Origin of the sequence: Lentzea kristufekii (genome assembly GCF_033949925.1) — a bacterium.
Classification (GTDB): Bacteria; Actinomycetota; Actinomycetes; order Mycobacteriales; family Pseudonocardiaceae; genus Lentzea; species Lentzea kristufekii.
Genome location: NZ_JAXAVV010000022.1, coordinates 81,657 through 107,099, shown reverse-complemented (window position 1 = coordinate 107,099; position 25,443 = coordinate 81,657). Strand labels below are relative to the sequence as shown.

The window sequence follows — 25,443 nt, the reverse complement described above, 5'->3', positions numbered from 1 at the left end:
CCCGGCTATCGCGGACTGGACTTCGACACAGGCCCAAGGAGTGCTGAACTACAGCGTGCCTGACGAACGGTGAAATGACTGTCAGGGGGTGGTCGCGAAGACCGCGCCGGCGTTCTGCGGCGCGGGCACCGCGGGGGCGGGCGCGTCGCTCTCCGGAGTGGTGAACGCGAGCGCGCTCAGCAACATGCCGCTGACGACGACTCCGGCACCCTGGCGGGCACGACGGCCGCTGAACCAGCCGTTGCTGCCCAGCGGTCTGGACGAACCCAGCACGGGCCCAGCACCGAACGCGGGCTTGTCCGTGCGCTGCACAGCGACGAACTGACCGTCTTCGGTGATCGCGAGCCCGTCCGGAGCGGACGGCAGTTCGACCTCCTGAGGGATCGCACCGAGCCTGTCCAGCAGCGACGCCGACGCCGTGGGCGCCGAAGCGGTGCGCACGGCCGCGCGCGCCTGCTGCTGTGTGAAGGTCTCGAATGCGCAGAAGCCACAGCGCTGAACATGCGCGGACGCGCGCTCGTGCGCGGTCGAGGACAGTTCCCCGTCCACGAACGCGACCACGGCATCCGGCAAGAGATGCTGCTCAGGCAGGCCCCAACCTCGGAGGTCGGTCATGCAGAGTCCTCCAGCAACGATTCTTGACGACGGCGTTCGAGCGCGACCTTCAGAGCCTGGCGGCCCCGATGGATCCTGCTCCTCACGGTACCCATCTTCACCCCGAGCGTGGCGCCGATCTCCTCGTAGGAGAGACCTTCGACGTCACAGAGCACGACCGCGGCACGGAACTCCGGCGGGAGCTCGTCCAGCGCGGCCTGCAGGTCGGGGTCGAGGTGGTTCTCGTCGTAGATTTCCTCAGGGGACAGGTCGTCACCCTCGAGGCGGTCGTTGTCCTCGGGCAGCGCCTCCATGCGCACGCGGCTGCGCCGACGAGCCATGTCGAGGAAGAGGTTGGTGGTGATGCGGTGCAGCCACCCCTCGAAGGTGCCCGGCTTGTACGACGCGAGAGAGCGGAAGACGCGGATGAACGTCTCCTGCGTGAGGTCCTCGGCGTCGTGCTGGTTGCCGGTCAGGCGGTACGCGAGCCGGTAGACCCTGTCCGCGTGCTCACGGACGATCGCGTCCCACGAGGGCGGCGTCCAGTCGGCCGTCTCGATGGGCGCGACGGCCTCCGGAGAACTCGACTGCGTGCGCATCAGGTGTTTCGGCACCTCCATGTGGGCCGCCCGGCGACCCTTATGCGGCTCAACGGGCGACGGGTCCGGCTTGTTCCCGACTAGAGCCTGGCTTCTTGCCTCTGTACCTTCTCCTGCTCCCTTTAAACGATCGTGAGAGTGGGCTGAGAGCACCCTGAGAATTTCGGTTCGGGCCACGTTCACCCGTTTTGGGCAGAGTTGGCACTAACCTGCTAGACCGTGACCACGGAATCGGCCCTGCGGGAGTACGTCGAGCAGTACCTCCCCGAGGACGACGTGCACCTGGCGGCAAGAGCACGCGGCCAGGAACTGGGCTGCGTGCCCATCGGCGCGGGCGGAGGCGCCGCCCTGCGGTTCCTCGCGACCGCACTCCAGGCCCGCGCGGTGGTCGAGATCGGCACCGGAGCGGGCACCAGCGGCCTGTACCTTCTGGCGGGCATGCCCCAATCCGGCATCCTGACCTCGATAGACGTGGCCTCCGAACACCAACGGGCAGCCCGGGAGGCCTACGCGGCGGCAGGCATCTCCCCGTCCCGCACCCGCCTGATCATGGGCAAGGCGCTGGACGTCCTCCCCCGCCTGACCGACGCGGCGTACGACCTCGTCTTCGTGGACGCCTACAAGCCCGAGTACCCGCAGTACCTGGCACACGGCGTGCGCATGCTGCGCCCGGGCGGCGTGATCGCGTTCGACAACGTCCTCTGGCACGGCGCCGTCGTGGACCACACGAAGCGGGACGACTCGACCCAGGCGATGCGGGACATCGCGCGCCTGGTGAAGGAGGACGACCGGCTCGTGCCCGTCATCCTCCCCCTGGGCGACGGCCTGCTCGTGGCGGCGCGGCGTCCATAAGAAAGCCGGTTGGCCCACCCGAGTGAAGCGGTAACAACGCTTCGCGGCTATTCGACATGCCCTCCGCAGGGTCGGGGACGGTCAATTCCCCGAAAGGGGCTCAGGTGAAACCAACAAGAGTTCTCGCCGCGCTCGCGGCTGCTTTGATACCGATCATCGGCGTCACCACGCCAGCACTGGCCGATGGCCCGTGCTGGGGAAACGGCGATGACATGGCCGGATCCACGTGCGGCAGGCAGACCTTCATCGTCGATCCGGGAATCGGCACCGAGCTGACCGCGCAGGACATCCGTCAATCCGAGTCCTACTACGTCGGACGCGGCTTCAACCGCAATTTCGTCTGGTACGCGCCCGTGGGGAACAGAGAATTCCACTCCGACGCGGAAGAATGGTCGCACTGCCTCGACAACATGGCGCAGGACGTGCTCTGCGCACCAGGCCGCGAGGACTACCACACCATCGGCCTCGCCTTCAGGGAGCGCCCGATCGTGCTGCACTCGCTGACCTACGGCGGCAGCTTCATCGCACTGCCCTGCGGCAACTTCTCCCGGGACAAGTCCGGCAAGCCCGTCCCGGTGATCAGCGGCCACAAGTACCACGACGCCAACCGCAACGACGTCCGCGACGCCGGTGAGCCCGGCATGGCAGGGTGGACGATGACCCTGCACCGCGACCGCTCCGACGCAGGTCAGGGCACCGGCGCTCTCGCCACGACCACCACCGACGGCAACGGCTACTACGAGTTCCGCCTCGACGGCCACCTGCCCGGCGACTACGCGCTGACCGAGGAGAGCCGCGGCGGCTGGACCCGCACCAGCGGCACCGAGAGGTACGGCATCCGCGTCAACCCGAACATCGGTGACGCGAGGTTCGACGGCCACGACTTCGGCAACGTCGAGACCACGGCCGACGCGGTGAAGGTCGCCTTCGACGTCGTCGACCCGCCCGCCGAGATGACCGCCGACACCGCACACACCCTGCGCGTCCGCGCGCTGCTGGAGAACCGCGGCCCCGCGCCGATCATCGACGTCCAGGACGCGATCTCCGCTTCCGGTCCGCCGGACTGCTCGTTCACCACCCCGCCGCCCGCGACCAGGCAGCTCGTGCTCGGCAGGCCGGTCGAGGTGGTCTTCGAGGTCGGCGTCACCTGCCTCGACCCGAGCTTCCACCCGTTGACGTTCCACAACGCGCTGACGGTCACCACCCCCGGCGTCACCGATCCGGACCCGGCGAGCAACCACCGGACCACGAGCGCCACGATCGCGGTGATCGACGAGGCGAACGTCGGCATCGACAGCACCCGGCTCGACTGCGTGACCCGCACCTACGTCCGCGACCAGTTCGAATGCACCGTCACCGCCGTCGCGGTCAACACGGGCGACCACGGCCCGGCGGACACCGACGTGCGGCTCGGACTCACCGGGCCGGCGGACTGCACTCTCACGCCGAACGGCCCGACGAGCCACGAGACCTCGCTGTTCGAGGATCCGGTCACCGTCTCGTCGAAGTGGGACGTGACCTGCGCGAACCGCAGCTACCACGACTTCACCGCGTCCTCGGAGGCCGTGCTCGACCACCTGCACGTCATCGACCCCGACGGCGCGAACAACAGCGGCACGGCGACCGACCGCGTCGAGGTGTTCGAGCGCACCGACCTCTCGGTGGCGGACCTGCGGCTGACCTGCACCGAACGCCAGTACCAGACTCAGGCGTTCGACTGCACGAGCACGGTCACCGTCGCGAACGCCGGCCCGGCCGACGCCGTGCACACGCTGACCACGGTCGCCTTCGGCGCTCCCGCGGACTGCACGGTCTCGCCGGACACCGGCCAGCAGCAGGCGCACGTCCTCGGTGCCGGTGCGTCCACGACGTTCACCAAGGACTGGACGGTGTCCTGCACGGATAACCGCAGGCACCTGCTGTCCACCAGCGCGGTGGTCATCGCCGACGAACCGCACCCCGAGGACACCGATCGCGCCAACGACGCCCGCTCGATCTCGTGGGTGCCGACGGACGTGAAGCCGCGCAGCTTCCCCAGCTCGATCAACGTGAAGAAGGAGGGCCTCGTCCCGGTGGCGGTCCTGTCGACGACGGAGTTCGACGCCGTCACGCGGGTCGACCAGACCAGCCTCACGTTCGGCGCCACCGGCCTGGAGCAGAGCCTCGTCCGATGCGGATCAGCCGGTGAGGACGTGAACGACGACGGACTGGCCGACCTGGTGTGCCAGTTCGACACCGCGAAGACGGGCCTCACCTGTGGCATGACGACGGCGACCCTGATGGGCCGCACGACCGACGGCCGCCGGTTCGAGGGTCAGGACGACGTCAAGCTGACCGGCTGCTGAGCCGGCACGACCGTTCGATCAGTAAGCCCTGACGCCCTTGCCGAGGACCGTGACGCCACTGGCGCTGACCGTGTAGCGCTCACGGTCCATCGGCGCGTCCACACCGATCAAAGCCCCATCGGGCACCACGACGTTCTTGTCCAAAATAGCCCGCCGGACCACGGCACCCTTGCCGATCCGAACCCCGGGCAACAACACGGACCCCTGCACGACAGACCCGACCTCAACGGTCACGTCGGACGAGATCACCGACCCGTGGATCTTCCCGGAGATGATCGACCCGGGCCCCACCATCGAGTCCTCAGCGGACCCGCCGGCGATGAACTTGGCAGGAGGCATGGGAGGAGTGGCAGTCCGGATGGGCCACAACTGGTTGTACAGGTTGAAGATCGGATGGACCGAAACCAAGTCCATGTGCGCGTCGTAGTAGGCGTCGATGGTCCCGACGTCCCGCCAGTACCCGCGATCCCGGTCGGTCGCGCCGGGCACCTCGTTGTCCTGGAAGTCGTAGACGTGCGCCTTCCCCCGGTCCACCAGCATGGGGATGATGTCGCCACCCATGTCGTGGTCCGAGTCGGGGTTCAACGCGTCCCCGCGCAGGGCGTCGAGCAACGCCTCGGTCGTGAAGACGTAGTTGCCCATCGAAGCGAAGGTCACCTCGGGGTCGTCCGGCACGTGCGGCGGCTCGGACGGCTTCTCCAGGAACCGGGTGATCTTCCCGGACGCGTCGGAGTCGATGCACCCGAAGGCCTTGGCCTCGTTGCGCGGCACGCGAATGCCGGCGACGGTCACGGCCGCGCCCGACTCGACGTGCTGCGAGATCATCTGGCCCGGGTCCATCCGGTACACGTGGTCGGCTCCGAAGATGACCACGTGGTCGGGCTTCTCGTCGTGGACGAGGTTCAGCGACTGGAAGATCGCGTCGGCCGAGCCCGTGTACCAGCGGGGGCCCAGGCGTTGCTGGGCCGGGACCGGTGTCACGTACTGACCGAGCACATTGGACAGGCGCCACGTCGTCGAGATGTGGCGGTCCAACGAGTGCGACTTGTACTGCGTCAGCACGCAGAGCTTCGCGAGCCCGGCGTTGACCAGGTTCGACAGCACGAAGTCGACCAGCCGGTAGTTGCCCCCGAAGGGCACAGCCGGTTTCGCGCGGTCGGCCGTCAGTGGCCACAGGCGCTTGCCTTCACCACCGGCAAGCACAATTCCGAGAACGTGCGGCTGCCCCTTCACGGTATGTGACCCTATCCGTGCGATCGTTCCCGAACCAGACGCAAAGCGGTTTGTCCCAACCGGTACCGCCGTGATCTACGGTGGGTGCGTGCGAGTAGCGCTGTTGACCCGGGAGTATCCGCCAGAGGTGTACGGCGGGGCTGGCGTGCACGTGGGATTCCTCGTGCCCCATCTCCGCGAACTCGTGGACGTCGACGTGCACTGCTTCGGTGCACCCCGATCGGACGCCACGGCCCACAACGCCCCGCACAGCCTGGAGCAGGCGAACGCGGCTCTCTCGACCCTCGCGGTCGACCTGGAGATGGCCTCCGCGATCTCCACGGCCACGCTGGTCCACTCGCACACCTGGTACGCCAACATGGGCGGCCACCTGGGCAAACTCCTGCACGGCATCCCGCACGTGGTGACGGCGCACTCGCTGGAACCGCGCCGGCCGTGGAAGGCCGAGCAGCTCGGCGGCGGGTACCGGATCTCGTCGTGGGCGGAGCGGACCGCCTACGAACACGCCGACGCGGTCATCGCCGTGAGCGAGGGCATGAGGACCGACGTGCTCGACGCGTACCCCGCTCTCGACCCGGCGAGGGTGCACGTCGTGCGCAACGGAATCGACAGCAACGCGTACCACCCGGTCACCGAAACGGACGCCCTGACGTCCCGTGGAATCGATCCCACCAAGCCGATCGTGGCGTTCGTGGGAAGGATCACCCGGCAAAAAGGTTTGAGCCACCTCGTGGCCGCCGCGCACCAGATCGACCCCGAAGCGCAGATCGTGCTGTGCGCCGGCGCACCGGACACTCCGGAGATCGCCGAGGAGATCAAGCAGGCGGTCAGCGAACTCTCGCGGACGCGGTCGGGTGTCTTCTGGATCCAGAAGATGCTGCAGCCGGCCGAGGTGCGCCAGATCCTGAGCCACGCGGCGGTGTTCGTGTGCCCGTCGGTCTACGAACCGCTGGGCATCGTGAACCTGGAGGCGATGGCGTGCGGCACCGCGGTCGTCGCGAGTGACGTCGGCGGCATCCCCGAGGTCGTCGTGCACGGCGAGACGGGCCTTCTCGTCCACTACGACGAGCATGATTTGTCGACATATCGACACCAGCTAGCGGAATCGATCAACGAACTGATCACAGACCCGGAGCGCGCGAAGCGCTTCGGTGCCGCCGGGCGCACACGGGCCGAGCAGGAGTTCTCGTGGTCCGCGATGGCGGAGCAAACCGTCGAGGTCTACCGCAGTGTGATTTGAGCCACACTCGACCGGGGCAACCCTGAAGAGTGAGCGCCGCCTTTAACCAGTAGTGACGTTTCGGTTTCAACTGGTGAGGGGCGCGAGGACTGTGCGTTGTGCGGTGCTGGGTCTGACGGTCCTCCTCGCAGTGACTGGATGTGCCACAGCTCCCGCCGCGCAACCGGGCGCGGTCCAGCTCACGATGGACGGCAAGAAGCTCGCCGGCGCCTCTGAACTGCAGGCGAACGCCGAGGCGCAGCTCGCCTACACGCTGGAGTACGGCTACGTGGCACGAGCGGGTGCCGCCGCGGTCACCTGCTGGTTCGCGAAGACGGGCCTGGAGTCCGAGGTGGACAAGCGGCTGTGGTGCGGACCGGTCCAGGTCCCCGGCACCGGCGCCACCACCGACTGGGTGCCCGTGCCGCTCAAGGAAGTCACCAAGACGGATGACGAGGTCCGTTACGAGGTGCAGTCGCCGCAGGTGCCCGAGAAGGGCAACCGCAGCACGCCGGGCGGGACGCTCGTGCGCACCGACGGCAAGGAGTTCGACCCGTCGAAGCAGCAGGACCTGACGGCCGGACGCGACTTCCTGGCCGTGCTGCCCGACGACGGCAAGCGCTCGAACCACGAGCTCGGGCTGGGCGACGCCGACATCAAGCTGCGCGACGACCTGCTCAGCACCGCCGTGACCGGCTGGGCGAACCCGGACATCTGGTTCACCTCGGAGGGCACGCTGCGCGCCGAGGCCGGGTCACGGCTGCGCGTGGTGAGGATGAAGGTCGACAAGCTCAACGAGACGGACAGCGGTTTCCACCGCACCAACTGGCAGGGGTTCGCCCCGCAGCCGTCCGAGCTCGCGCTGGAGGTCCCCGGCAAGCGCCAGGTCCTCCCGGCCGACCGGCTGCCGGCCACCGGCTCGGTCTTCGTCGTCTACACCGCGCCGGACCCGCAGGAGGGCGCCGAGCACCTCGCGCTCGGCACGCTCGGCGCCAAGTCGCTGGAACAGCGCGCCGAGGTCCCGTCCGGCAAGCGTTCCGACAACGCCCCTCAGGTGCTGCGGCGCACCGCCATCCCACCCCAGTTCGCGGAGCAGACGCAGAAGATCCGTTTCGGCGACCGCGAGCTCGGCATGAAGATCACCGGGATCAGGCTCGGCCGCCAGCGCCCGATCAAACTCGGGGAGAGCCAGTACGACGTGGCCACGATCTCCGCGCCGGACAAGGCGTTGCTGGAGGTGCGGGTCGAGGCGACCGGCGACCTGCCCGACACCGCGGGCGGCCTGTGGACCAAGGACCTGATCACCGTCACGCTGCCGGACGGCTCGGCCGCCCGGCAGGTCGGCGCGCGCTACGACGGCGGCCCGCTGCCGTTCGCGATCGTCGTCGAGATCCCGGCGGACACCCGCTCGGTCTCGGTCGGCATGGTCGACGGGCTGCTGGACCTGCCGCGTCTCGGCAAGACGACCATCGCGCCGGTCGACTCGCGCGCCACCCTCGCCCTGGAGTTCTGAGCTGGTGGTGTGTTCGCTAACCCTCACCGGTCCATTTCGTGTCCAGGCGGGTAGCTCGCGGTGCCGCCCCCACGCCTTCATATCGGGCATATGGGGGCGTGGGGGCGGTGCCGCGAGATGCCCCACTGGGCGCGGAATTGACCGGCGAGGATTGCGAACACACCACCAGCATCGCCGCTAGGGCCAGCCATCCCAGGAGCACCAGCACCAGTCCGCCCCAGCCCCACTCCTCGTACGCGGTGGCGCCGGACGTCCCGCCGACGCTGCTGCCCACGTAGAACCCGGCCAGGTACAGCCCGGACGCCTGGCCGCGGGCGTGTTCGGGAGCGCGCGCGGCGACCCAGCCGCTCGCCGTGGTGTGCGAGGCGAAGAACCCGGCGGTGACGATCGCCAGGCCGAGCGGGACCCACACCAGGCTCGCCAGGGCACCGAGAGCCAGCACGCCGATGCACAGCAGCAGCACCTTGCCGCGGCCGAACCGGTCGGCCAGCCTGCCCGCGAACGCCGCCGCGGTGCTGCCGAAGCCGTAGAAGAGGAACACCAGCGTCTCGAGCCACGCCGGGCCGGTGAGCTGGAAGCCCGCGACGTTGTAGAACGAGATGAACGCGCCCACGAGCAGCACGGCGACCGCGTACATCGACAGCAGCACCGGGTCCTTCAACGCGGCCTTCATGCCACTGGGCGCGCGCTTCGGCATCGCCTGGGCCCTGGGCAGGAAGAACACCACGATCAAAGCCGCGACCAGCCCGAACACACCGGCGAGCAGCACCGAGCCGCGCCACCCCAGCCAGTCGACGGTCATCCCGGTGACGAGCCGTCCCGACATGCCGCCCAGGCTGTTCCCGGCGATCATCGCGCCCATCGCGGCGCCGAGCTTCTTCTTGTCCAGCGCGTCCGCGAGGTAGGCCATCGACGCCGCGGGCACCCCGGCCGCCGCGATGCCCTGCAACACCCGCAGGCCCAGGAACACCTCGTAGTTCGGCGCGAACGGCAGCACGAGCCCGAGCAATGCCGCCACCAGCACGCTGACCACGATCACCGGGCGACGCCCCACCCGTTCGGACAGCATCGCGATCGGCACGACGACCACGGCCAGCGCGAGCGTCGCCGCGGAGAGGGCGAGCGACGCGCCGCCCGGCCCCAGCCCGTACTCGGCGGCGATCTGCGGCATGACCGGCTGCGGGGTGTACAGCAGCGCGAAGCACGCGAACCCCGAAGCGGCGATGGCCGCGGTCAACCTGTTCACCCGATCGACGCTAAGCCATACGTCCAATACGGAAATGCGCCAGAATCGATTCGTGGACGAATTGGAGCTGGCACCGAAGCTGGCGGTGCTGAAAGCGCTTGCCGCTGACGAGCACGTGACTCGCGTCGCAGAACGCCTCGGGCTCCCCCAGCCGACCGTCAGCCGCTGGATCGCCGAGCTCGGCGACCAACTCGGCGCGCCACTGCTCGTGAAGACCGGTCGCCGGGTCCGGCTGACCCGTCCCGGCCGGTTGCTGGCCGAGGCCGCGGCCCGGTCGATGGCCGCGCTGGAACCGGGTCTGCGCGAGGTGGAGGAGGAGCTCGACCCGGAGAAGGGCCGGGTCGTGCTGGGCTTCCTGCACATGCTCGGCCGCGCGATCGTGCCGGAGCTGGTCCGCGGCTATCGCGCCGAGCACCCGCACGTGCGGTTCGGCCTGGTCCAGAACGCCCGTCAGGCCGTGATCGACAAGCTCGTCAGCGGCGAGATCGACCTCGCGCTGGTCGCCCCGCCGCCGGTGGGCCCCGAGTTCGAGTCGGTGGTCGTGTTCGAGCAGCCCCTGATCGTCGTGGTGCCGGCGGGGCACCGGCTGGAGTCCAGGAGGTCCGTGCGGATCGGCGACCTGGAGGGCGAGGACCTGATCACGCTGGAGCACGGCTACGGCCTGCGCCAGATCACCGACGACATGTGCGCGGCCGCCGGGTTCACGCCCCGCTACGTCTTCGAGTGCCAGGAGATCGAGACGGTGCGCGGCCTGGTGGCGGCGGGCCTCGGCGTGGCACTGCTGACCCACGCCGAGTTCGCTCCGCCTCCCGGACTGCGCGAGCTACCGCTGACTCCGCGCACCGGCCGGATCTTCGGCCTGACGTGGCTGAGGGACCACCCGCTGCCGCCCGCCGTCCGCGCCTTCCGCGAACACGCGCTCAGGACTCACGGCGTCCAGCGCTGAGTGCCCGACCACGTCCGCAGGTACGACTCGGCGCCACCGAGCATGTCCTGGACCAGCTGGTCACCGCCGAGCTGACGGACCTTCTCGACCCAGTCCGGCAGGAGACCGATGTGCGCGCCGCCGTCGACGTTGATGTCCCAGACGCGCTCGCCGGTGCGCTGCCGGTCGACCAGCGGACCGTCCGGGTAGGTGCGGAACGGATAGGTCACGCCGGTCTGCGGTGCCGGGTGCGAGCCGACGCCGTTGTAGTCGGAGCCGAACCCGATGCCCACGTCGTACTTGCGCCGCAACGGTTCCGCGGCGGCCGCCTGCGCGACGTAGCCCTCAGGGCTGTTCTCGTAGCCCGCGATGAACCCGCCGAGCTGGTAGACCTTCTCGGTCCACTGGGCGTCCATCCAGCTGTGGCTGGAGACGATGCCGGGGTAGCGCGCCTGGGCGGCGAGGTCCAGCGTGCGACCGGCGGCCTTCACGCTCATGTGGTCGATCTCGATCATCATGTGCCGGCGCATCATGCCCTGCACCGCGTACTCGCCGAGCGACGTCAGGCCACGCACGTTGCACCGCTTCGCCGGGTCGTACGCGGGCGCGACGGCCGAAGCCGGGATCAGCGCGTTCGGGCCGACGGTGCCGATCGGGTTGTCCTGCTGCGGGCCCTTGCACTCCTCGGTCTTCCACCACTGGCCGGTGCGCAGGAACTGGCCCGCGTTGATCACGCCGCCCTGCGTGCCCGAGTCGAACCGGACGCCGCACAGCGCGTTGTCGAACTTGTGGCACAGGAACGCGCTGCGCACGCCGAGCGCGTACATCTCGTCGAGGCCCCGATCGATGTCACCCCTGTTGCACAACGGGATGTCGAGGAACGTCCGGCAGCCGAAGAGCTCGGAGGTCTCGATGCCGAGGATCACCGCGAGCTTGCCCTGGGTGATCACGTCGCGGGCCTGCTCGGCCGACGTGACGATGCGGAACCAGCCCTTGCCCGCGCCGCCGAACTGCCTGTCGATGAACGCCTGCAGCTCGTAGGTGCGCTGGGCCTGCAGCCGGACCGACTGCATCTCGTCGCAGGGCTTGTCCTTGAACGGGTGGATGACGCACAGCGTGGCGTTGCTCGTCAGGTCCTGGACCAGCACCCGCTGGCCGCCGCGCCACGCCCGTTCCAGCCAGGCGTAGTAGTTCTGCTGGTGCGAGACCGTCGTGTACGAGGGCCAGTGCTTGAACGTCGGCCAGCCCACCGGGTCGTGGCCGTCGAGGTCACCCGTCACGATCGCCTCGAAGATCGCGCCCAGACCCGCAGGGTGGTGCTCGGGGCAGTCCTTCAGCGCGTCCGCGATGCCCTGCTCGGAGAAGGGCTTGCCGCAGATCAGCTTGCCGCCGAAGCCCTCGTTGGTCATCAGGTGGTTGTGCGCGTCGACGAACCCGCGCACCCTGCCCTGCCCGTCGGTGCCCTTGAACGGCTCGCCGGTCACGTTGATCTGCGAGTCCACCGCCGGCCGCGCCACCGGTTCCCACCAGGGCGTGGCCGCGGTGGCAGGGGTCATGGCCGCTAGGACCAGCGAGACGGCGAGAGCCAGGCGGATTAACACGAGCGCTCCTCTACGACGATGTGAAGGCGCTCACATCATGCCGTGGAACGTCGCCGTCTCGTATGGGCAGATCGTAGGTTAACGCGAATATTTTTCAGCCAGCTCGACCAGCGTCCGCGCGCCGAAGCCGGTGGCTCCCGCGACGACCTCGTCGTAGACCTTCTCCGAGCGTGCCGGGCCCGCGATGTCGAGGTGCGCCCACGGCACGTCGCCCGTGAACTTCTGCAGGAACAGCGCCGCCGTGATGCCACCGGGGCCGGGCGGGCACTGCTTGTAGTCCGCGATCTCGCTGGCGACCGCGCTCACGTGCTCCTCCAGCAGCGGCATCCGCCACCACTTCTCGCCGACGCCGGCACCGGCCTCGACGACATCGGCCGCGAGCTCGTCGGACGAGCTGAACACCCCGCCCGTGCGCAGGCCGAGCGAGACCTTCATGGCACCGGTCAGCGTCGCCACGTCCACGACGAGGTCGGGCTTCAGGTTCTTCACCGCGTACGCCAGCGCGTCGGCCAGGACCATGCGGCCCTCGGCGTCGGTGTTCGACACCTCGGTGGTCGCGCCGCCGTAGTGGCGCACGACGTCGCCCGGCCGGTACGCCGACCCGCTCACGTGGTTCTCCGCGCACGGCACGAGCCCGGTGACCCTGATCGGCAGCTGCCTGCGCGCCACGGCCAGCAGCGCGGCGATCACCGCGCCACCGCCCGCCATGTCGGTGCGCATGAGGTGCATGCCGTCCGCGGGCTTCACCGAGATGCCGCCCGTGTCGAACGTGATGCCCTTGCCGACGAACACCAGGTGCGGGCCGGTGGTGCCGTACGTGAGCTCCAGGAACCGCGGCGGGCGGGCAGATCCGCCGCCGACCGCCAGCACGCCGCCGAAGCCCTGCTGTGCCAGCCACTTCTCGTCGCGCACGGTGGCGCTGAGCCCGTCGACCTTGTCCGCCAGCCTGGCGGCGGTCGTGGTGAGCCAGCGCGGGTCCTTGACGTTGGACGGCGTGTTGGCGAGGTCACGCGCCAGCGACGTCGCGGTGGCGAGGGCGTGGGCCTTCAGCGCGGCCGACGTCAGCACCTCCTCGAACCCGTCGTCGGCCGTGATCAGCCGCAACGAGCCGACTCGCTTCGGGGCTTCTTCGCCGGTGACCTTGAAGCGGTAGCCGCCGAGCGCCGCGCCCAGCACGAACGCGCGCACTTTGCTGGCGTCGAAGTCGGGAGTCAGCAGGACGTCCGCGGTCTTGGGCGCGTCCTCGCCGCTCAGCGCGCGCACGAGGCCGGCGCCTGCCGCGCGGTAGTCCGCGAGCGAGCCGGTACCGACACCGAGCGTCCAGGTCTCGTCGTGCCGCACCGCCTCGCCGGCCTTGCCGGTCAGGCCGGAGACGTCGATGCCGTCGCCGCCCGGCCCCAGCTCAGGTCCCGTGGCCGTGAGCACGACCGACGGAACGTTGCGGCGCGAGGTGGTGGCCACCTCGACGTCCACGAGCTTGGTTGGCACTGCCGGCACCGTCGACGCCACGGTTGGACCTCCCCTGTTGCATTAACGACCGTTCATTCTCACCTGGTGCGAGAACGAAGCGATGCCCCGGTCTCCACTGTGGAAACCGGGGCTCAACACTGCTTCCTCGCCGGGTGCCTCAGCCGGCGGCGGCCCTCAGCGCGTCGCCCAAGGCGCTGGCCTCGTCCGCCGACATCTCGACGACAAGGCGCCCACCACCCTCGAGCGGCACGCGCATGACGATGCCGCGTCCCTCCTTGGTGACCTCGAGGGGACCGTCGCCGGTCCGGGGCTTCATGGCCGCCATCGCGTGCTCCCTCCGTCAACATCTTCCCCGTCCGGCCAGGCCGGATCTGCTCCATTCTCCCCTATCGCGACTCAGGGGCGAAACCGAACCGATCTTTTGGCGAGTCCGGGTGACAGTTGTCGATCTTGACTTGTGCCTGATCAACACCTGTTTTCACGACAAGGCAACACTTTGGGCACCTCCGGTCGTGTCGGGCCGGTCCAGGCCTTCGGCCGGCGCCTTCGCGGCCGGACCGACACGACACGGCCTTGGTCGTGTCGTGACAGACTGGACCGGGTGCGAGCCCGTTCCGCGCTCTTCGACGTCTACGGCGGCCACCTGCGCGAGCGCGGTGGCGCCGCCACCATCGCCGCGCTCGTCCGGCTGCTCGAGCCCCTCGGTTTCGCCGCGCCGGCCGTCCGCACGGCCGTGTCCCGCACCGTCCGGCAGGGCTGGTTGCAGCCGTCCCGGTTGCCTGACGGGCCCGGATACGCCATGACACCTCGCGGGGAACGCAGGCTCGACGAGGCCGCCGCCCGCATCTACCGCACCGGGCCGTCCACGTGGGACGGTCGCTGGCACGTGGTGGTGCTGGAGGAGATGCCCGGCCGTGACTCGCGCGACCACCTGGCGTCGGAGCTGCAGCTGCTCGGTTACGGCGCGCTCGGCCCTGTGACGTGGATCGCGCCCCGGCCGTCGCCGGAGCTGGCCGACGTGCTGGCCGCCGAGGACGTCGCGGCACGAACTTTTCACGGTTCACACGACGGTGGGGACGCCGAGCTCGCGGCGAAGGCCTGGGACCTGGCAGAACTCGGCCGTGACTACGCCGCGTTCGTCGCGCACTGGCACGAGAAGGTGTCCGTTGTGGACGAAACGGACGACGCGGCGGCGTTCGCGGCCTCGCAGCAGCTGCTGCACGCGTGGCGGAAGTTCCTGTTCCGCGATCCCGGTCTTCCTGCTGAACTGTTGCCACCGGACTGGCCGGGGCACGCGGCAGCGTCGTTCTTCGACGAACAGACACTGCGGCTGGCACCGGGCACGAGTCGGTTCGTCGACGAGTGCCTGCGGCCGGTCCGCAACGTTTCCACTGCTTGATGGAGGTCCAGTGTCCGAGCTCCTCGTCGACGACGCCGATGGTGTGCGCACGCTCACGTTCAACCGCCCCGAGTCGTTCAACGCCTTCACCGTCACGCTGAAGGAGGCGTTCCTCGCCGCGCTGAAGGAGGCGGCGGCGGACGAGTCGGTGCGCGCGGTGGTGATCACGGGTGCGGGCAGGGCGTTCTGCGCGGGTCAGGACCTCAAGGAGCACATCGGCCTGCTGCAGGCCGGTGATCCGGCGCCGCTGCACACCGTCGAGAAGCACTACAACCCCATCGTGCGCGAGCTGATCGGCATGCCGAAGCCGGTGATCGCCGCGGTCAACGGCAGCGCGGCCGGCGCGGGCGCGTCGTTCGCCTACGCCGCGGACCTGCGCATCGCGGGCAAGTCCGCGAAGTTCCTGATGGCGTTCGCGAACGTCGGCCTGACGGCGGACTCCGGCGCGTCCTACACGCTGCCGCGGCTGATCGGCCACGGCCGCGCGATGGAGATGATGCTGCTCGCCCAGCCCGTCGGCGCCGAGGAGGCGCTGCGGGTCGGCATGGTCAACCAGGTCGTGCCGGACGAGGAACTGCTGTCGACCGCGCACCTGCTGGCCGCGAAGCTCGCCGCCGGGCCGACGACGGCCTACGCGAAGATCAAGGAAGCGCTGGCCGTGGCGGCGGACGGCACCCTGGAGGACGCGCTGGAGGCCGAGCGGCGCACCCAGGCCGACTGCGGCGCCACCGAGGACCACCGCGAGGCGGTCGACGCGTTCGTGAACAAGCGGGCCCCGAAGTTCATCGGCCGCTGACCGCCCTTGCGGTCGGCGCGTCTGCAAGTACCACCAACTCCAACCCTGGTGGTACTTGCAGACGCCATCAAGCAGAGGCGCGGAAGCAGGTCGCGATGTGGTCGTCGACCATGCCGGTCGCCTGCATCAGCGCGTAGCACGTGGTGGGGCCGAGGAACTTGAAGCCGCGCTTCTTCAGTTCCTTGGCCATCGCCTTGGACTCGTCCGTGATCGCCGGCACGTCCGCGAACGTGGCCGGCCGCACGTGGCCGGTGGGCGCGAACGACCACAGCAGCGCGTCCAGGTCGACGCCCTCCGAGACGATCACCCGCGCGTTGTGGATCGCGGCGTCGATCTTCAGCCGGTTCCGGACGATGCCCGCGTCGGCCATCAGCCGTTCGACGTCGGCGGGGCCGAACTCCGCGACCAGCACCGGGTCGAAGCCGCCGAACGCCGCGCGGAACGCCGGCCGCTTGCGCAGGATCGTGATCCACGACAGCCCGGACTGGAACGCCTCCAGCGACATCCGCTCGTAGAGCTCGGGCGTGCCGTGCAGCTCCACGCCCCACTCGGTGTCGTGGTACTCGGCGTAGTCCGGGGCCGAGTCGCCCCAGGGACAACGGGAGATCACCGGTACTCCTCCGCGAACCGGGCGAACCGTTGCAGCGAACGGCGCAGCATCAGCACGAAGAGCGGCTTCACCAACGGGTAGAAGAACGGCACGTCGAGGCGTTCCGTCCACACGAAACGGCTGCCGCGCACGGCGAACACGGCGGTTCCACGGACGATCTTGCCCAGGTGCAGCAGCTCGACGGCGTGCGGCGGGTCCCAGCGCGTGATCCGCATGCGGTCGCTGACGCCGAACGTCACGGCGTCGATCTCGCTGCCGACCGACTTCCCGTCACCCTCGACGACGGACACGCGCGTGCCGAACACCCACTCCGACTGACGTTCCCAGTCGGTCACGGCCCGGAAGATCGTGTCCGGCGGTGCCGCGACCTGGACGGTCAGCTCAAGCTCCGTGGTCACTGCTCTCCAGCTCCTCGAGCTCGCGCACGCGCGCCCGCAGCGTCTCGACCTCGGTCGCGAGCCGCTGCAACGCCCAGTCGACCTCGGTCATCTTGTAGCCGCGGAAGACCTGCTGGAACTTCAGCTCGCGGATGTCCTCCGCGGTGATGTCGTCGGACGGCAGCCGCGTGGGCGACGCACCGGGTGGCAGCGGCGCGAGCTCCTCGCCGCGCCCGAACACCAACGCCGCGAGCAGGAACACCACTGCCGCGACGGCGATCATCACGATCAGGTAGATCAGGGCGTTGGTCACGCGACGATCGTGGCACAGCTCAGGCAGCGGCGAGCGAGCAGACCGAGCCGAACGATCACGATCCAGGTGATCAGGCTCGCGATGGTCATCGGCAACGACTGCATGAGCCGTGACGCGTCGAAGTGCGCGGTGGCCAGGATGATCGAGAGATTGCCCAGCAGGACGGCGCCGACGGCCGCGAGCGCGATGGTCGCGCCGAGCCTGGCCAGCAGCTTCGTGTCGTACTTGCGGGCGAGAACCCGGCCGAGCACCAACGCCACCAGCGCCACACCGGACGCGATGCCGCTGGTCAGGTCGTTGGCCTTGGCGATGAACAGGTACCAGTCCGGCGGCATCGTGCCGAAGTCCCGCCACGGCCCGATGAGCAGCATCCGGCCGTACTCCCACGCCATGTGCATCAACGGCAGCACGATCGCCAGCCAGATGAGCGTGCGCGTGCCGTACGCGACGGCCAATTCCGCCTGGTACTCGTTCGCGATCTCGCGCACCGGGCCGAACTCCTCGACCGCGCGCTCCTGGGCCTCGCGCTCGCTGAGCCCGCGGTCCAGGTGCGCCTCGGTGGCGTCGGCGAGGCTGTCGCGGGTCTCCGTGAGCAACTCGCGGACCTGCTTCTTCGAGCCCCGCAACCGTGAGCCGAGCTCGGTCATGTACCGGTCGACCACGTCCACGTCCATCACGTCTGCGCCCACTTGCCCCCACCTCCCAGCACCCCGTCGATGACCGTCGTGAACTCGCGCCACGCGTCGCGTTCGGCGTTCAGCGCGCGCTGCCCCGCCTGCGTGAGCTTGTAGGTGCGGCGCTTGCGGCCGCCGACCGTGCTCCAGTCGCTGCTGACGTGCCCGGCCCGTTCGAGCCTGCGCAACGCCGGGTAGACGGTGCCCGTCGGGAGGTCCAGCGCACCCCCGCTGCCCTGCTGCAACGCTTCGATGATCGCGTAGCCGTGCAACTGCTTGCCGTCGAGCGTGGCCAGCAGCAACGCGTCGAGGTGGCCGCGTAGCGCGTCGGGCTTCATGCGTAGCGACTCTACCGATGTGCGCCCTGGAGATGGTCCCTGAAATCTTCGGTCAGGGTCAGCCCTGAGATCCCCCTGAGATGCGCTTTCGAGCCTTAATAAGTAGGCGCGCTACACATACCGTCCCCACTCATGAGCGCAGTAGACCTCGCCCGCCTCCAGTTCGCGACGACCACGTCGTTCCACTTCCTGTTCGTGCTGCTCACGCTGGGCCTCGTGACGCTGCTGGTGATCATGCAGACGAGGTTCACGATCACCGGCGCGCCCGTGCACGAGCGGATGACGCGGTTCTGGGGCCGGATCTACGTGATCAACTACGCGCTCGGGATCGTCACCGGCATCGTGATGGAGTTCCAGTTCGGGCTGAACTGGTCGGGGCTCGCGACCTACGCCGGTGACGTGTTCGGCGCGCCGCTCGCGATGGAGACGCTGATCGCGTTCTTCCTGGAGTCGACGTTCCTCGGCCTGTGGATCTTCGGCTGGGGCAAGCTCAATCGCTGGCTGCACTTGGCATTGCTGTACCTGACGGCGCTGACCGCGTTCGCGTCGGCGTTCTGGATCATGGCGGCGAACGGGTTCCTGCAGCACCCCGTCGGATACCGGATCGACGGGAACGTGTTGCGGCTGGACGACTTCGGCGCGTTGCTGACCAACCCGACCTTCACCTCGGCGCTGACGCACGTGGTGTTCGCGTCGATCACGGCCGGCGGTGTGTTCATGACCGGGGTCTCGGCGTACCACTTCATCAAGCGGACGCCCGAGGTCGACTTCTTCCGGCGCTCGCTGCGGATGGGCGTGATCACCACGGCGCTGGCCACTCCGGCGTTGATCGGTGCCGGGTTCGCCCAGTTCCCGGTGATCGCCCAGTACCAGCCGGACAAGACCGAGGCGGCGCCGTGGATCGGCGCGCCGCTCGGGTTCATGATCCTCATCGGGATGGGCCTGACGATGATCAGCTGGCTCACGCTGCCGCTGCTCATCAGGGACGCCGTGGTGCGGATGCGCTTTCCGTTGTACCTCATGGTGATCGGCATTCCGTTCCCCTTCGTCGCGGCCATCTTCGGCTGGATGTTCCGGGAGATCGGGCGGCAGCCGTGGCTCGTCTACGGCCTGTTGCGCAACGAGGACGCGGTGTCGCATGTGGACGCTTCGCGGATCCTGTTGTCGCTCATCGTGTTCACGTTCCTGTTCGTGGTGCTGGCCGTCACCGACTGGGCGTTGATCGCACGTGCGGTCCGTCGCGGTCCGGACGTGGCGCCTGCTCCTGTCTCGCCGATGGTGGTGACGCTTTGATGGAAACTCTCTGGCTGACCGTGCTCGGTGTTCTCACCGTCGGGTACTTCGCGCTCGCCGGGTTCGACTACGGCTCCGGGCTGCTGCTGCCCTTCCGAAACCGAGACGAGACGTCTCGTCTCGTCAACCCGTTCTTCCTCGGCAACGAGGTGTGGCTGGTCGCCGCGATCGGAGTCCTGTTCGCAGCGTTCCCACGCCTGGAAGGCGAACTTCTGTCCGGCGCGCACAGCACGTTCACGCTGGTCCTGGCCGGACTGGTGCTGTTCATGGCAGCCGTGCAGCTGCGGCTCTGGTGGTGGCTGGTGTTCACGGGCGCGCTGATGGTGTCGGTGGGCTGGGGGCTGTTCCTGGCGCACCTGCTGCACGCCTCGTGGCCGGTGGCGCTCGTCATGCCCGTGCTGTTCGCGGTGCACGGCTGGGTGTTCCAGACGCGGCGCTGGAAGCTGTTCCCCGTCACCGCGCTGCTCTGCGCGCTGCCGATCCCGCTGGCGTTCAGCTCGATCGACGTCACCGGACTCATGGCGCACAACGACACTCTCGGCCTGCTCGCGTGGGTCGCGATCCCGATCATCCCGCTGGTGGTGTTGGTGCAGTGGTCGATCGTCGCCATCTCCTCGCGCTGATCCCGATCCCGTTCCTGGTGCTGGCCCAGGCCGAGCTGCTGGCGTCGGTGCTGAGCGGTGGAACGGGACTTCTCCTGCTGTGCCTGGTCATCGGCGCAAGGGTGCTGGTGTGGTGGGTGCACCGCGAGTGGGCGCACCGGGCCGCCGAACGGACTCGGGCGCGGCTGCGGGAAGCGTTCCTGCGCTCGCCCGGCACCAAGGCCGGGGAGGCCGCCACGCTGGTCACGCGGGGCGTGCACGACGTGACGCCGTATGTCGTCGGGTATCTGCCGCAACAGGTTCTGGCGGTGGCCGTGCCGCTCGCGGTGGTGATCAGGCTGGCGTTCGCGGACCTCACCGCGGCTCTGACGATCCTCGTGACGCTGCCGTTGATCCCGGTCTTCGGTGCGCTGGTCGGTGCCCACACCCGTGAGCGGACGGCCCGCCAGTGGGATGCGCTGGCCACCCTCGGCGGGCACTTCCTCGACGTGGTCAAGGGAATCGGCACGCTGCGGGCGTTCGGGCGGGCCGAGGCGCAGTCCACGACCGTCCGCACGCTGGCCGCGCGGCACCTGACCGAGACGATGTCGGCGCTCAGGGTCGCGTTCCTGTCGGCGTTCGTGCTGGAACTCGTGGCGACGATGTCGGTCGCGCTCGTCGCCGTGCCGGTCGGCCTCAGGCTGCTCGCCGGCGGGGTGGCGCTGCACACCGCGCTCCTCGTGCTCTTCCTCGCACCGGAGGCGTTCCTGCCGCTCAGGGCCGCGGGAGCGCAGTACCACGCGAGCGCTCAGGGCCGGGAGGTCCTGGCCAAGGTGCCGGCGCACCGGAAGACCACTGGCCAGGCTCCGCCGGACCTCGCTCAGGCCGAGATCGTGTTCGAGGACGTGAGCGTCCGCAGCCTGAAGAACTTCTCGCTGCGCATCCGGCCCGGCGACCGCATCGCGCTGGTCGGTCCGAGCGGCGCGGGCAAGAGCACGATTCTCGGGCTGTTGCTGGGTTTCGTGCGGCCCGACCACGGTCGCGTGCTCGTCGGCGGCGTCGACCTGCGGGAGATCGACCACGGGAAGTGGCTGGCAGCGCTGTCCTGGGTGCCGCAACGCCCCACGCTCGTCCCGGCGGACCTCTCGTCCGGCGAGCAGCAGCGGGTCGCGCTGGCCCACGCCCTGGATCGGCGTCAGGCAGGGCTCTTCCTGCTCGACGAGCCGACCGCACACCTCGACGCGGAAACGGAGTTCCTTGTGCTGCAAGCAACCCGCGAGTTCACCCGAGGCCGGACCGCGGTGATCGTCGCGCACCGGCCCGCACTGCTCGGCGAGGTCGACAGGGTGGTGGAGGTGTGAAGCTCGCGATCGGAGTCGGCACACTCGCCGAACTCGCCGGCGTCGGTCTCACCGCGACCGCGACCTGGCTGATCATGCGCGCCGCCGAGCACCCGCCGATGCAGGCGCTGACCGTGGCGATCGTCGCGGTCCGCACGCTCGCGCTCGCCAAGGGCGCGCTGCGCTACCTGGAACGCCTGACCAGCCACAAGGCCGTGCTCAGCGAGGCCGTCGAACTGCGCGGCCGGGTCTACGACGACCTCGCGCACCGCAGGCACGTCCCGTCCGGCACGGCCCTGACCCGCATCGTCACGAACGTCGACCAGCAGCTCGACACCAGGCTCCGCGCCACTCTCCCGTGGATCACCGCGGCACTGACCGGTGCCGTCGTCGCGATCGCCTCGGGATTCTCGCTGCCACTGGTCGCCGGTCTGCTGATCAACCTCGCCCTGCTCCCCTGGCTCGCCGTCCGCACGCCGCGCGACCTCACCCCGTTGCGCGCCAGGCTGACCGAACAAACCACCGAACTGGTCCACAGCAAAGAAGAACTCATCGCCTACGGCCTGTTCGACGAAAGACTCCGCGCCGCCACCAGGACCGCGAAAGAACTGTCCCGCGAGGAACGCACGAGAGATCTGACCCCGCTGGCGATCGCCGTCCAGTTCGGCGCGGCACTGCTCATGCTCGCCCAGCACGAACCGGCCTGGCTGATCATGGCCGCCGTCGCCACGTTCGAGATCACCGTCCCGCTCGCGGCCCTCACCAAGCCCGTCCCGGAACCCACCGACGAGCCGGAACCGGCCCACGAGCCCGAAGCCCTCGAACTGACCGGCAGAACGGCGATCGTCGGCCCGAGCGGTTCGGGCAAGACGACGCTCCTCAACGCCGTCGCGCGGAAACTCGAACCGAGCAGGGGCGCGCTGGCCGACGCCCACGTCTTCCACACCACGGTCCGCACGAACGTCCTGCTGGCCAAACCCGATGCCACCCAGGAGGAACTCGACAGAGCAGCCGGGATCGCCGAGCTGGACCTCGACTGGGACCGGGTCGTCGGCGAACGCGGTGAGGAGATCTCGGGAGGCCAGCGACAGCGCCTGATCCTCACCAGGTCGGTGCTGGCGAACCCGGAGGTCCTGCTCCTGGACGAGCCCACCGAAGGCCTCGACCCGGAACAGGCCGACCGCGTGCTCGGCAAGGTCCTGGACGACTGCCAGGGCACCGCGCTGGTCGTCACCCACCGTGAGGAGCAGCTAGCCCTTTTCGATCACGTGCGTCATCGGGGGCCGATCGGCCACGAGCACGTCGGTCGAGTCGGGTAGCCACTCCCCGCCGACCTGGACGAACTGCGTCAGCGGACCGGATTCGGCCTCGACACCGCAGCGGGCCAGTGCCGTCCCCATGATCTGCGACGACATCGCGCCGAGCTGCAGCAACGACCGGTTCCGGTGCTTGCGCACGCCCAGGTTCACCTGGGCCAGCGCGGAAAGCCCGTGCATCCGGTGCACGTCGAGCAACAGCCCGATCTCCACGCCGTAGCCGGCCGCGAACGGCACGGACTCCAAAAAGGACCGGGTCGCCGCGTACTCACCACCGAGCGGCTGCACCACACCGGAGAGCTCGGGCCGCAACGTGTTCAGCAACGGCCGCGCCACCAGTTCGGTCACCCGTCCGCCGCCGGAGCTCTCCAGCCGCAACGGCCGCCGGTAGAACCCCTTCACCAGGTGCACGTCGCCGTCCAGCAGCAACGGCCCCAGCAACGCCGTGACGAACGCGGTCTCCGGGTCGACCAGGTCGGAGTCCAGGAAGACGATCAGGTCCCCGGTGGTCGCGGCCAGCGACCGCCACAGCACCTCGCCCTTGCCCGGCAACGGCGGAAGCCACGGCACGACGTCCTCGCGCAGCACGACCCGTGCCCCGGCGGCGGAGGCGACCTCCACCGTCCGGTCGGTCGAGCCGGAGTCCATCACGACGAGCTCGTCCACGAGCGTCCCGAGCAACGGCCGGACCACGGAGACCACGTCCCCGACGGTCTCCTCCTCGTTCAGCGCGGGCAGCACGACGGACACCGTCCGGCCGCGCTTCGACGCGACCAGCTCGGCCGGCGTCCAGGACGGCTGCTGCCAGGTGTGCGAGGCGAACCAGGCTTCGACGGAGGGCAGCATCAGGCGAGCGCCCGCATCGCCCTGGCCGGCGGACGGGTGCCCATCACGCTCGCGACCATCTCCACGACCTTCCTCGCCTGCCGTACGTCGGACGCACGAACGGCACGTGCTCCGGACATCGCAGCCACTGTGGCAGCCGCGAGCGTGAAGTCCTCGTCGCCGCCGGGGATCGTCACGACGTCCAACGTTTCGGACAGCGACGGCAGTGCCAGCTCGCCGTCGAACTCGACGACGTCAGCACCTGCCTCGACCGCCTCCTGCAGGGCGTCCGCGCTGGTCAGATGCGCAACGACCAGCACGCGGTCTTTCGGCAGCTCAGTGACGCGGAATCGGTTCACACCACCCAGCGTAGACAGTGAGCTGGCTCACAGCCCCTTGCTACTCATGAGTAGCCACCTGGTTTACTCCGCAGTAACAAACCCTGTGTGATCTACGTCATGGTCAAGGAGGACCAGAGTGCGACGATCACTTGTTTTAGTCCTGGTACTCCTTTCAACCCTGCTCGGTGCTCCGGCCGCCATCGCGGTGGTCCCCGGACACCAGATCTCGTACAGGTCGATCCCCGGCGTCGGTGGCACAGTTCTGAAGGCCCTCGTCGTCGAGCCGACCGGACAGGGCAGCGGCCCGTTCCCGTTGCTCGTCATGCCGTCCAGCTGGGCGGTTCCCAACATCGAGTACGTCGGCGCGGCCGCCAAGCTCGCCAAGCAGTCCGGGTACGTCGTGGTGAGCTACACCAGCCGCGGCTTCTGGGACTCCGGCGGCCAGATCGACGTCGCCGGGCCCGAGACCGTCGGTGACGTCAGCAAAGTCATCGACTGGGCGATCGCGAACGCGCACGCCGACGGCACCAAGGTCGGCGCGGCCGGGATCTCCTACGGTGCCGGGCAGTCCCTGCTGGCCGCGGCGAACGACCGGCGCATCAAGGCCGCGGCGGCGCTGAGCACGTGGACCGACCTGGCCCGCTCGCTCTACCCGAACAACACCGTCAACAAGCAGGCCGTCGAGGTCCTGCTCGCGGCGGGCAAGGTCACCGGACGTCCCGGACCCGTCCTCGTCGAAGCCGAGGACGCCTACCGCGACGGCAGGTTCTGGGAGGTCGTGCCGATCTCCGCCGAACGCTCGGCGGCGTCCAAGATCGCCCAGATCAACGCCAACGGCACCGCGGTCATGCTCGGCAACGCCTGGAACGACGGCATCTTCGCGCCGGGCCAGATCGCGGACTTCTACGGCGCCCTGACCGGCCCGAAGCGGCTCATGCTCTCTCCGGGCGACCACGCCACCGCCGAGCTGTTCGGCGCGGCGGGACTGCCCAACGAGATCTGGGAGTCGGTCGGCCGCTGGTTCGACCGCTACGTCAAGGGCACGGCCAACGGCATCGACGCCGAGCAGCCGGTGCAGCTCAAGCCCAACAACGGCGGCGAGTGGAAGAAGTTCGGCGCCTGGCCGAACGGCAACGCGGACACGGTGCAGCTCGACGGCAGGAAGATCGCCGCCGGCCGGGGCACCGTCGCCGACAGCGGCACGATCCTGCTCTCCGGTGCGCTGCAAGGGTTCCTGAACATCCCGACCGGGGTGTCGCTGCCGTTCGTCGACCGCAACGTCGCGGGCGTGTGGAGCGGGCCGCAGTACCCGAGGGGTGCGACGCTCGCCGGCACGCCGAAGCTCAAGCTCCAGGTCACACCGAGTGCGGAGACGACGACGTTGTTCGCGTACCTGTACGAGGTCGGGCCGCTGGGCCTCGGCGCGTTGATCACGCACAAGCCGATCAAGGTGACGGGTGCGGGCCGCACGCAGACGCTCGACGTGGAGCTGGAGCCGACGGTGTGGAACGTCGGCTGGGGCAACCGGACCGCACTGGTGATCGACACGGTGGACCCGCGTTATCTGACGGAATCGACGCGTGGCTCAACCGTCACCTTCGGACCGTCGAGCCTCACGGTTCCGAAGGCGTAAGAATGTCCGG

26 protein-coding genes are annotated in these 25,443 nt (G+C 69.2%); 12 read left to right on the top strand and 14 right to left on the bottom strand.

Features of this window, described 5'->3' with window-relative positions; all coding sequences use genetic code 11:
• Positions 1-81: 81 nt before the first annotated feature.
• Positions 82-615, bottom strand: coding sequence for an anti-sigma factor (locus tag SK571_RS35105; protein ID WP_319988405.1), 534 nt, complete (start codon positions 613-615; stop codon positions 82-84).
• Positions 612-1,193: an RNA polymerase sigma factor SigE gene (sigE, locus tag SK571_RS35100; RefSeq protein ID WP_082374044.1), complete on the bottom strand. Its 582-nt coding sequence runs from the start codon at positions 1,191-1,193 to the stop codon at positions 612-614. The genes SK571_RS35105 and sigE overlap by 4 nt, the downstream gene beginning before the upstream one ends.
• Before the next feature lie 219 nt (positions 1,194-1,412).
• Between sigE and SK571_RS35095 the strand changes: the two genes are divergently transcribed.
• Complete coding sequence (locus tag SK571_RS35095) at positions 1,413-2,045, top strand: O-methyltransferase (protein ID WP_319988404.1); 633 nt, start codon at positions 1,413-1,415, stop codon at positions 2,043-2,045.
• Between the two features lie 212 nt (positions 2,046-2,257).
• A complete protein-coding gene (locus tag SK571_RS35090; protein WP_319988403.1) occupies positions 2,258-4,390 on the top strand; it encodes an SdrD B-like domain-containing protein in 2,133 nt (710 codons plus the stop codon).
• An 18-nt stretch (positions 4,391-4,408) separates the two neighbouring features.
• Here SK571_RS35090 and glgC read toward each other — a convergent pair whose 3' ends face one another.
• Positions 4,409-5,623: a glucose-1-phosphate adenylyltransferase gene (gene glgC / locus SK571_RS35085; RefSeq protein ID WP_266040903.1), complete on the bottom strand. Its 1,215-nt coding sequence runs from the start codon at positions 5,621-5,623 to the stop codon at positions 4,409-4,411.
• Between the two features lie 88 nt (positions 5,624-5,711).
• On the opposite strand from glgC, the gene glgA reads away from it, so the two are divergent.
• Together glgA and SK571_RS35075 are read left to right on the top strand one after the other, a co-directional pair.
• Positions 5,712-6,863: a glycogen synthase gene (gene glgA / locus SK571_RS35080; RefSeq protein WP_319988402.1), complete on the top strand. Its 1,152-nt coding sequence runs from the start codon at positions 5,712-5,714 to the stop codon at positions 6,861-6,863.
• 130 nt (positions 6,864-6,993) lie between these two features.
• On the top strand, positions 6,994-8,355 hold the full coding sequence (locus SK571_RS35075) for a hypothetical protein (RefSeq protein WP_319988401.1): 1,362 nt from the start codon (positions 6,994-6,996) through the stop codon (positions 8,353-8,355).
• Between the two features lie 16 nt (positions 8,356-8,371).
• Here SK571_RS35075 and SK571_RS35070 read toward each other — a convergent pair whose 3' ends face one another.
• A complete protein-coding gene (locus tag SK571_RS35070; protein WP_319988400.1) occupies positions 8,372-9,601 on the bottom strand; it encodes an MFS transporter in 1,230 nt (409 codons plus the stop codon).
• Positions 9,602-9,653: 52 nt separating this feature from the next.
• Here SK571_RS35070 and SK571_RS35065 point away from each other — a divergent pair, with 52 nt between their 5' ends.
• The gene (locus SK571_RS35065; RefSeq protein WP_319988399.1) at positions 9,654-10,547 is read left to right on the top strand and encodes a LysR family transcriptional regulator; all 894 of its coding nucleotides are present in this window, start codon (positions 9,654-9,656) and stop codon (positions 10,545-10,547) included.
• On the opposite strand, the gene SK571_RS35060 is transcribed toward SK571_RS35065, so the two are convergent.
• The 3 genes from SK571_RS35060 to SK571_RS35050 form a co-directional block, all read right to left on the bottom strand.
• Complete coding sequence (locus SK571_RS35060; protein WP_319988398.1) at positions 10,529-12,127, bottom strand: amidohydrolase family protein; 1,599 nt, start codon at positions 12,125-12,127, stop codon at positions 10,529-10,531. The two genes, SK571_RS35065 and SK571_RS35060, sit on opposite strands and share 19 nt — an antisense overlap.
• A 78-nt stretch (positions 12,128-12,205) precedes the next feature.
• Positions 12,206-13,615, bottom strand: a complete 1,410-nt coding sequence (locus SK571_RS35055; protein ID WP_319988397.1) for a leucyl aminopeptidase family protein — start codon at positions 13,613-13,615, stop codon at positions 12,206-12,208.
• Between the two features lie 139 nt (positions 13,616-13,754).
• Positions 13,755-13,922 (bottom strand): DUF3117 domain-containing protein, encoded by a 168-nt coding sequence (locus tag SK571_RS35050; RefSeq protein WP_084402065.1) that lies wholly within the window; start codon positions 13,920-13,922, stop codon positions 13,755-13,757.
• Positions 13,923-14,198: 276 nt separating this feature from the next.
• On the opposite strand from SK571_RS35050, the gene SK571_RS35045 reads away from it, so the two are divergent.
• Positions 14,199-14,996 carry a PaaX family transcriptional regulator gene (locus tag SK571_RS35045; protein WP_319988396.1) on the top strand — a complete coding sequence of 266 codons (798 nt, stop codon included), beginning with the start codon at positions 14,199-14,201 and terminating at the stop codon, positions 14,994-14,996.
• Positions 14,997-15,006: 10 nt separating this feature from the next.
• Positions 15,007-15,792, top strand: a complete 786-nt coding sequence (locus SK571_RS35040; protein WP_319988395.1) for an enoyl-CoA hydratase-related protein — start codon at positions 15,007-15,009, stop codon at positions 15,790-15,792.
• Positions 15,793-15,859: 67 nt separating this feature from the next.
• Here the strand turns inward: SK571_RS35040 and SK571_RS35035 are convergent, their stop codons facing one another.
• From SK571_RS35035 to SK571_RS35015, 5 genes are read right to left on the bottom strand one after another with little or no spacing between them, the layout of a single operon-like run.
• Positions 15,860-16,399 (bottom strand): DNA-3-methyladenine glycosylase I, encoded by a 540-nt coding sequence (locus SK571_RS35035; protein ID WP_319988457.1) that lies wholly within the window; start codon positions 16,397-16,399, stop codon positions 15,860-15,862.
• Complete coding sequence (locus SK571_RS35030; protein WP_319988394.1) at positions 16,399-16,800, bottom strand: SRPBCC family protein; 402 nt, start codon at positions 16,798-16,800, stop codon at positions 16,399-16,401. Before SK571_RS35030 ends, SK571_RS35035 begins: the two co-directional genes overlap by 1 nt.
• Positions 16,784-17,092, bottom strand: coding sequence for a DivIVA domain-containing protein (locus SK571_RS35025; protein WP_319988393.1), 309 nt, complete (start codon positions 17,090-17,092; stop codon positions 16,784-16,786). Before SK571_RS35025 ends, SK571_RS35030 begins: the two co-directional genes overlap by 17 nt.
• Positions 17,089-17,781 carry a permease prefix domain 1-containing protein gene (locus SK571_RS35020; protein WP_319988392.1) on the bottom strand — a complete coding sequence of 231 codons (693 nt, stop codon included), beginning with the start codon at positions 17,779-17,781 and terminating at the stop codon, positions 17,089-17,091. The genes SK571_RS35025 and SK571_RS35020 overlap by 4 nt, the downstream gene beginning before the upstream one ends.
• Positions 17,766-18,104 (bottom strand): PadR family transcriptional regulator, encoded by a 339-nt coding sequence (locus SK571_RS35015; protein WP_266040891.1) that lies wholly within the window; start codon positions 18,102-18,104, stop codon positions 17,766-17,768. The genes SK571_RS35020 and SK571_RS35015 overlap by 16 nt, the downstream gene beginning before the upstream one ends.
• A 132-nt stretch (positions 18,105-18,236) precedes the next feature.
• Between SK571_RS35015 and SK571_RS35010 the strand changes: the two genes are divergently transcribed.
• From SK571_RS35010 to SK571_RS34995, 4 genes are read left to right on the top strand one after another with little or no spacing between them, the layout of a single operon-like run.
• Entirely contained in the window at positions 18,237-19,397 is a 1,161-nt protein-coding gene (locus tag SK571_RS35010) for a cytochrome ubiquinol oxidase subunit I (RefSeq protein WP_319988391.1), read from the top strand.
• Complete coding sequence (locus SK571_RS35005) at positions 19,397-20,020, top strand: cytochrome d ubiquinol oxidase subunit II (RefSeq protein ID WP_319988390.1); 624 nt, start codon at positions 19,397-19,399, stop codon at positions 20,018-20,020. Before SK571_RS35010 ends, SK571_RS35005 begins: the two co-directional genes overlap by 1 nt.
• Positions 19,990-21,339, top strand: coding sequence for an ABC transporter ATP-binding protein/permease (locus SK571_RS35000; protein ID WP_319988389.1), 1,350 nt, complete (start codon positions 19,990-19,992; stop codon positions 21,337-21,339). Before SK571_RS35005 ends, SK571_RS35000 begins: the two co-directional genes overlap by 31 nt.
• Positions 21,336-22,637: an amino acid ABC transporter ATP-binding/permease protein gene (locus SK571_RS34995; RefSeq protein ID WP_319988388.1), complete on the top strand. Its 1,302-nt coding sequence runs from the start codon at positions 21,336-21,338 to the stop codon at positions 22,635-22,637. Before SK571_RS35000 ends, SK571_RS34995 begins: the two co-directional genes overlap by 4 nt.
• Here the strand turns inward: SK571_RS34995 and SK571_RS34990 are convergent.
• On the bottom strand, positions 22,569-23,480 hold the full coding sequence (locus SK571_RS34990; protein WP_319988387.1) for a glucosyl-3-phosphoglycerate synthase: 912 nt from the start codon (positions 23,478-23,480) through the stop codon (positions 22,569-22,571). The two genes, SK571_RS34995 and SK571_RS34990, sit on opposite strands and share 69 nt — an antisense overlap.
• The gene (locus SK571_RS34985; RefSeq protein WP_319988386.1) at positions 23,480-23,818 is read right to left on the bottom strand and encodes a hypothetical protein; all 339 of its coding nucleotides are present in this window, start codon (positions 23,816-23,818) and stop codon (positions 23,480-23,482) included. The genes SK571_RS34990 and SK571_RS34985 overlap by 1 nt, the downstream gene beginning before the upstream one ends.
• Positions 23,819-23,936: 118 nt before the next feature.
• On the opposite strand from SK571_RS34985, the gene SK571_RS34980 reads away from it, so the two are divergent.
• Positions 23,937-25,433: a CocE/NonD family hydrolase gene (locus SK571_RS34980; RefSeq protein WP_319988385.1), complete on the top strand. Its 1,497-nt coding sequence runs from the start codon at positions 23,937-23,939 to the stop codon at positions 25,431-25,433.
• Positions 25,434-25,443 lie beyond the last annotated feature (10 nt).

What these genes read in the sequence shown, in the direction of transcription:
- SK571_RS35105 (WP_319988405.1), bottom strand. Translation starts at nt 615, where the DNA reads ATGACCGACCTCCGAGGTTGGGGCCTGCCTGAGCAGCATCTCTTGCCG.
- sigE (WP_082374044.1), bottom strand. Translation starts at nt 1,193, where the DNA reads ATGCGCACGCAGTCGAGTTCTCCGGAGGCCGTCGCGCCCATCGAGACG.
- SK571_RS35090 (WP_319988403.1), top strand. Translation starts at nt 2,258, where the DNA reads ATGGCCGGATCCACGTGCGGCAGGCAGACCTTCATCGTCGATCCGGGA.
- SK571_RS35050 (WP_084402065.1), bottom strand. Translation starts at nt 13,922, where the DNA reads ATGGCGGCCATGAAGCCCCGGACCGGCGACGGTCCCCTCGAGGTCACC.
- SK571_RS35015 (WP_266040891.1), bottom strand. Translation starts at nt 18,104, where the DNA reads ATGAAGCCCGACGCGCTACGCGGCCACCTCGACGCGTTGCTGCTGGCC.
- SK571_RS35010 (WP_319988391.1), top strand. Translation starts at nt 18,237, where the DNA reads ATGAGCGCAGTAGACCTCGCCCGCCTCCAGTTCGCGACGACCACGTCG.
- SK571_RS35005 (WP_319988390.1), top strand. Translation starts at nt 19,397, where the DNA reads ATGGAAACTCTCTGGCTGACCGTGCTCGGTGTTCTCACCGTCGGGTAC.
- SK571_RS34990 (WP_319988387.1), bottom strand. Translation starts at nt 23,480, where the DNA reads ATGCTGCCCTCCGTCGAAGCCTGGTTCGCCTCGCACACCTGGCAGCAG.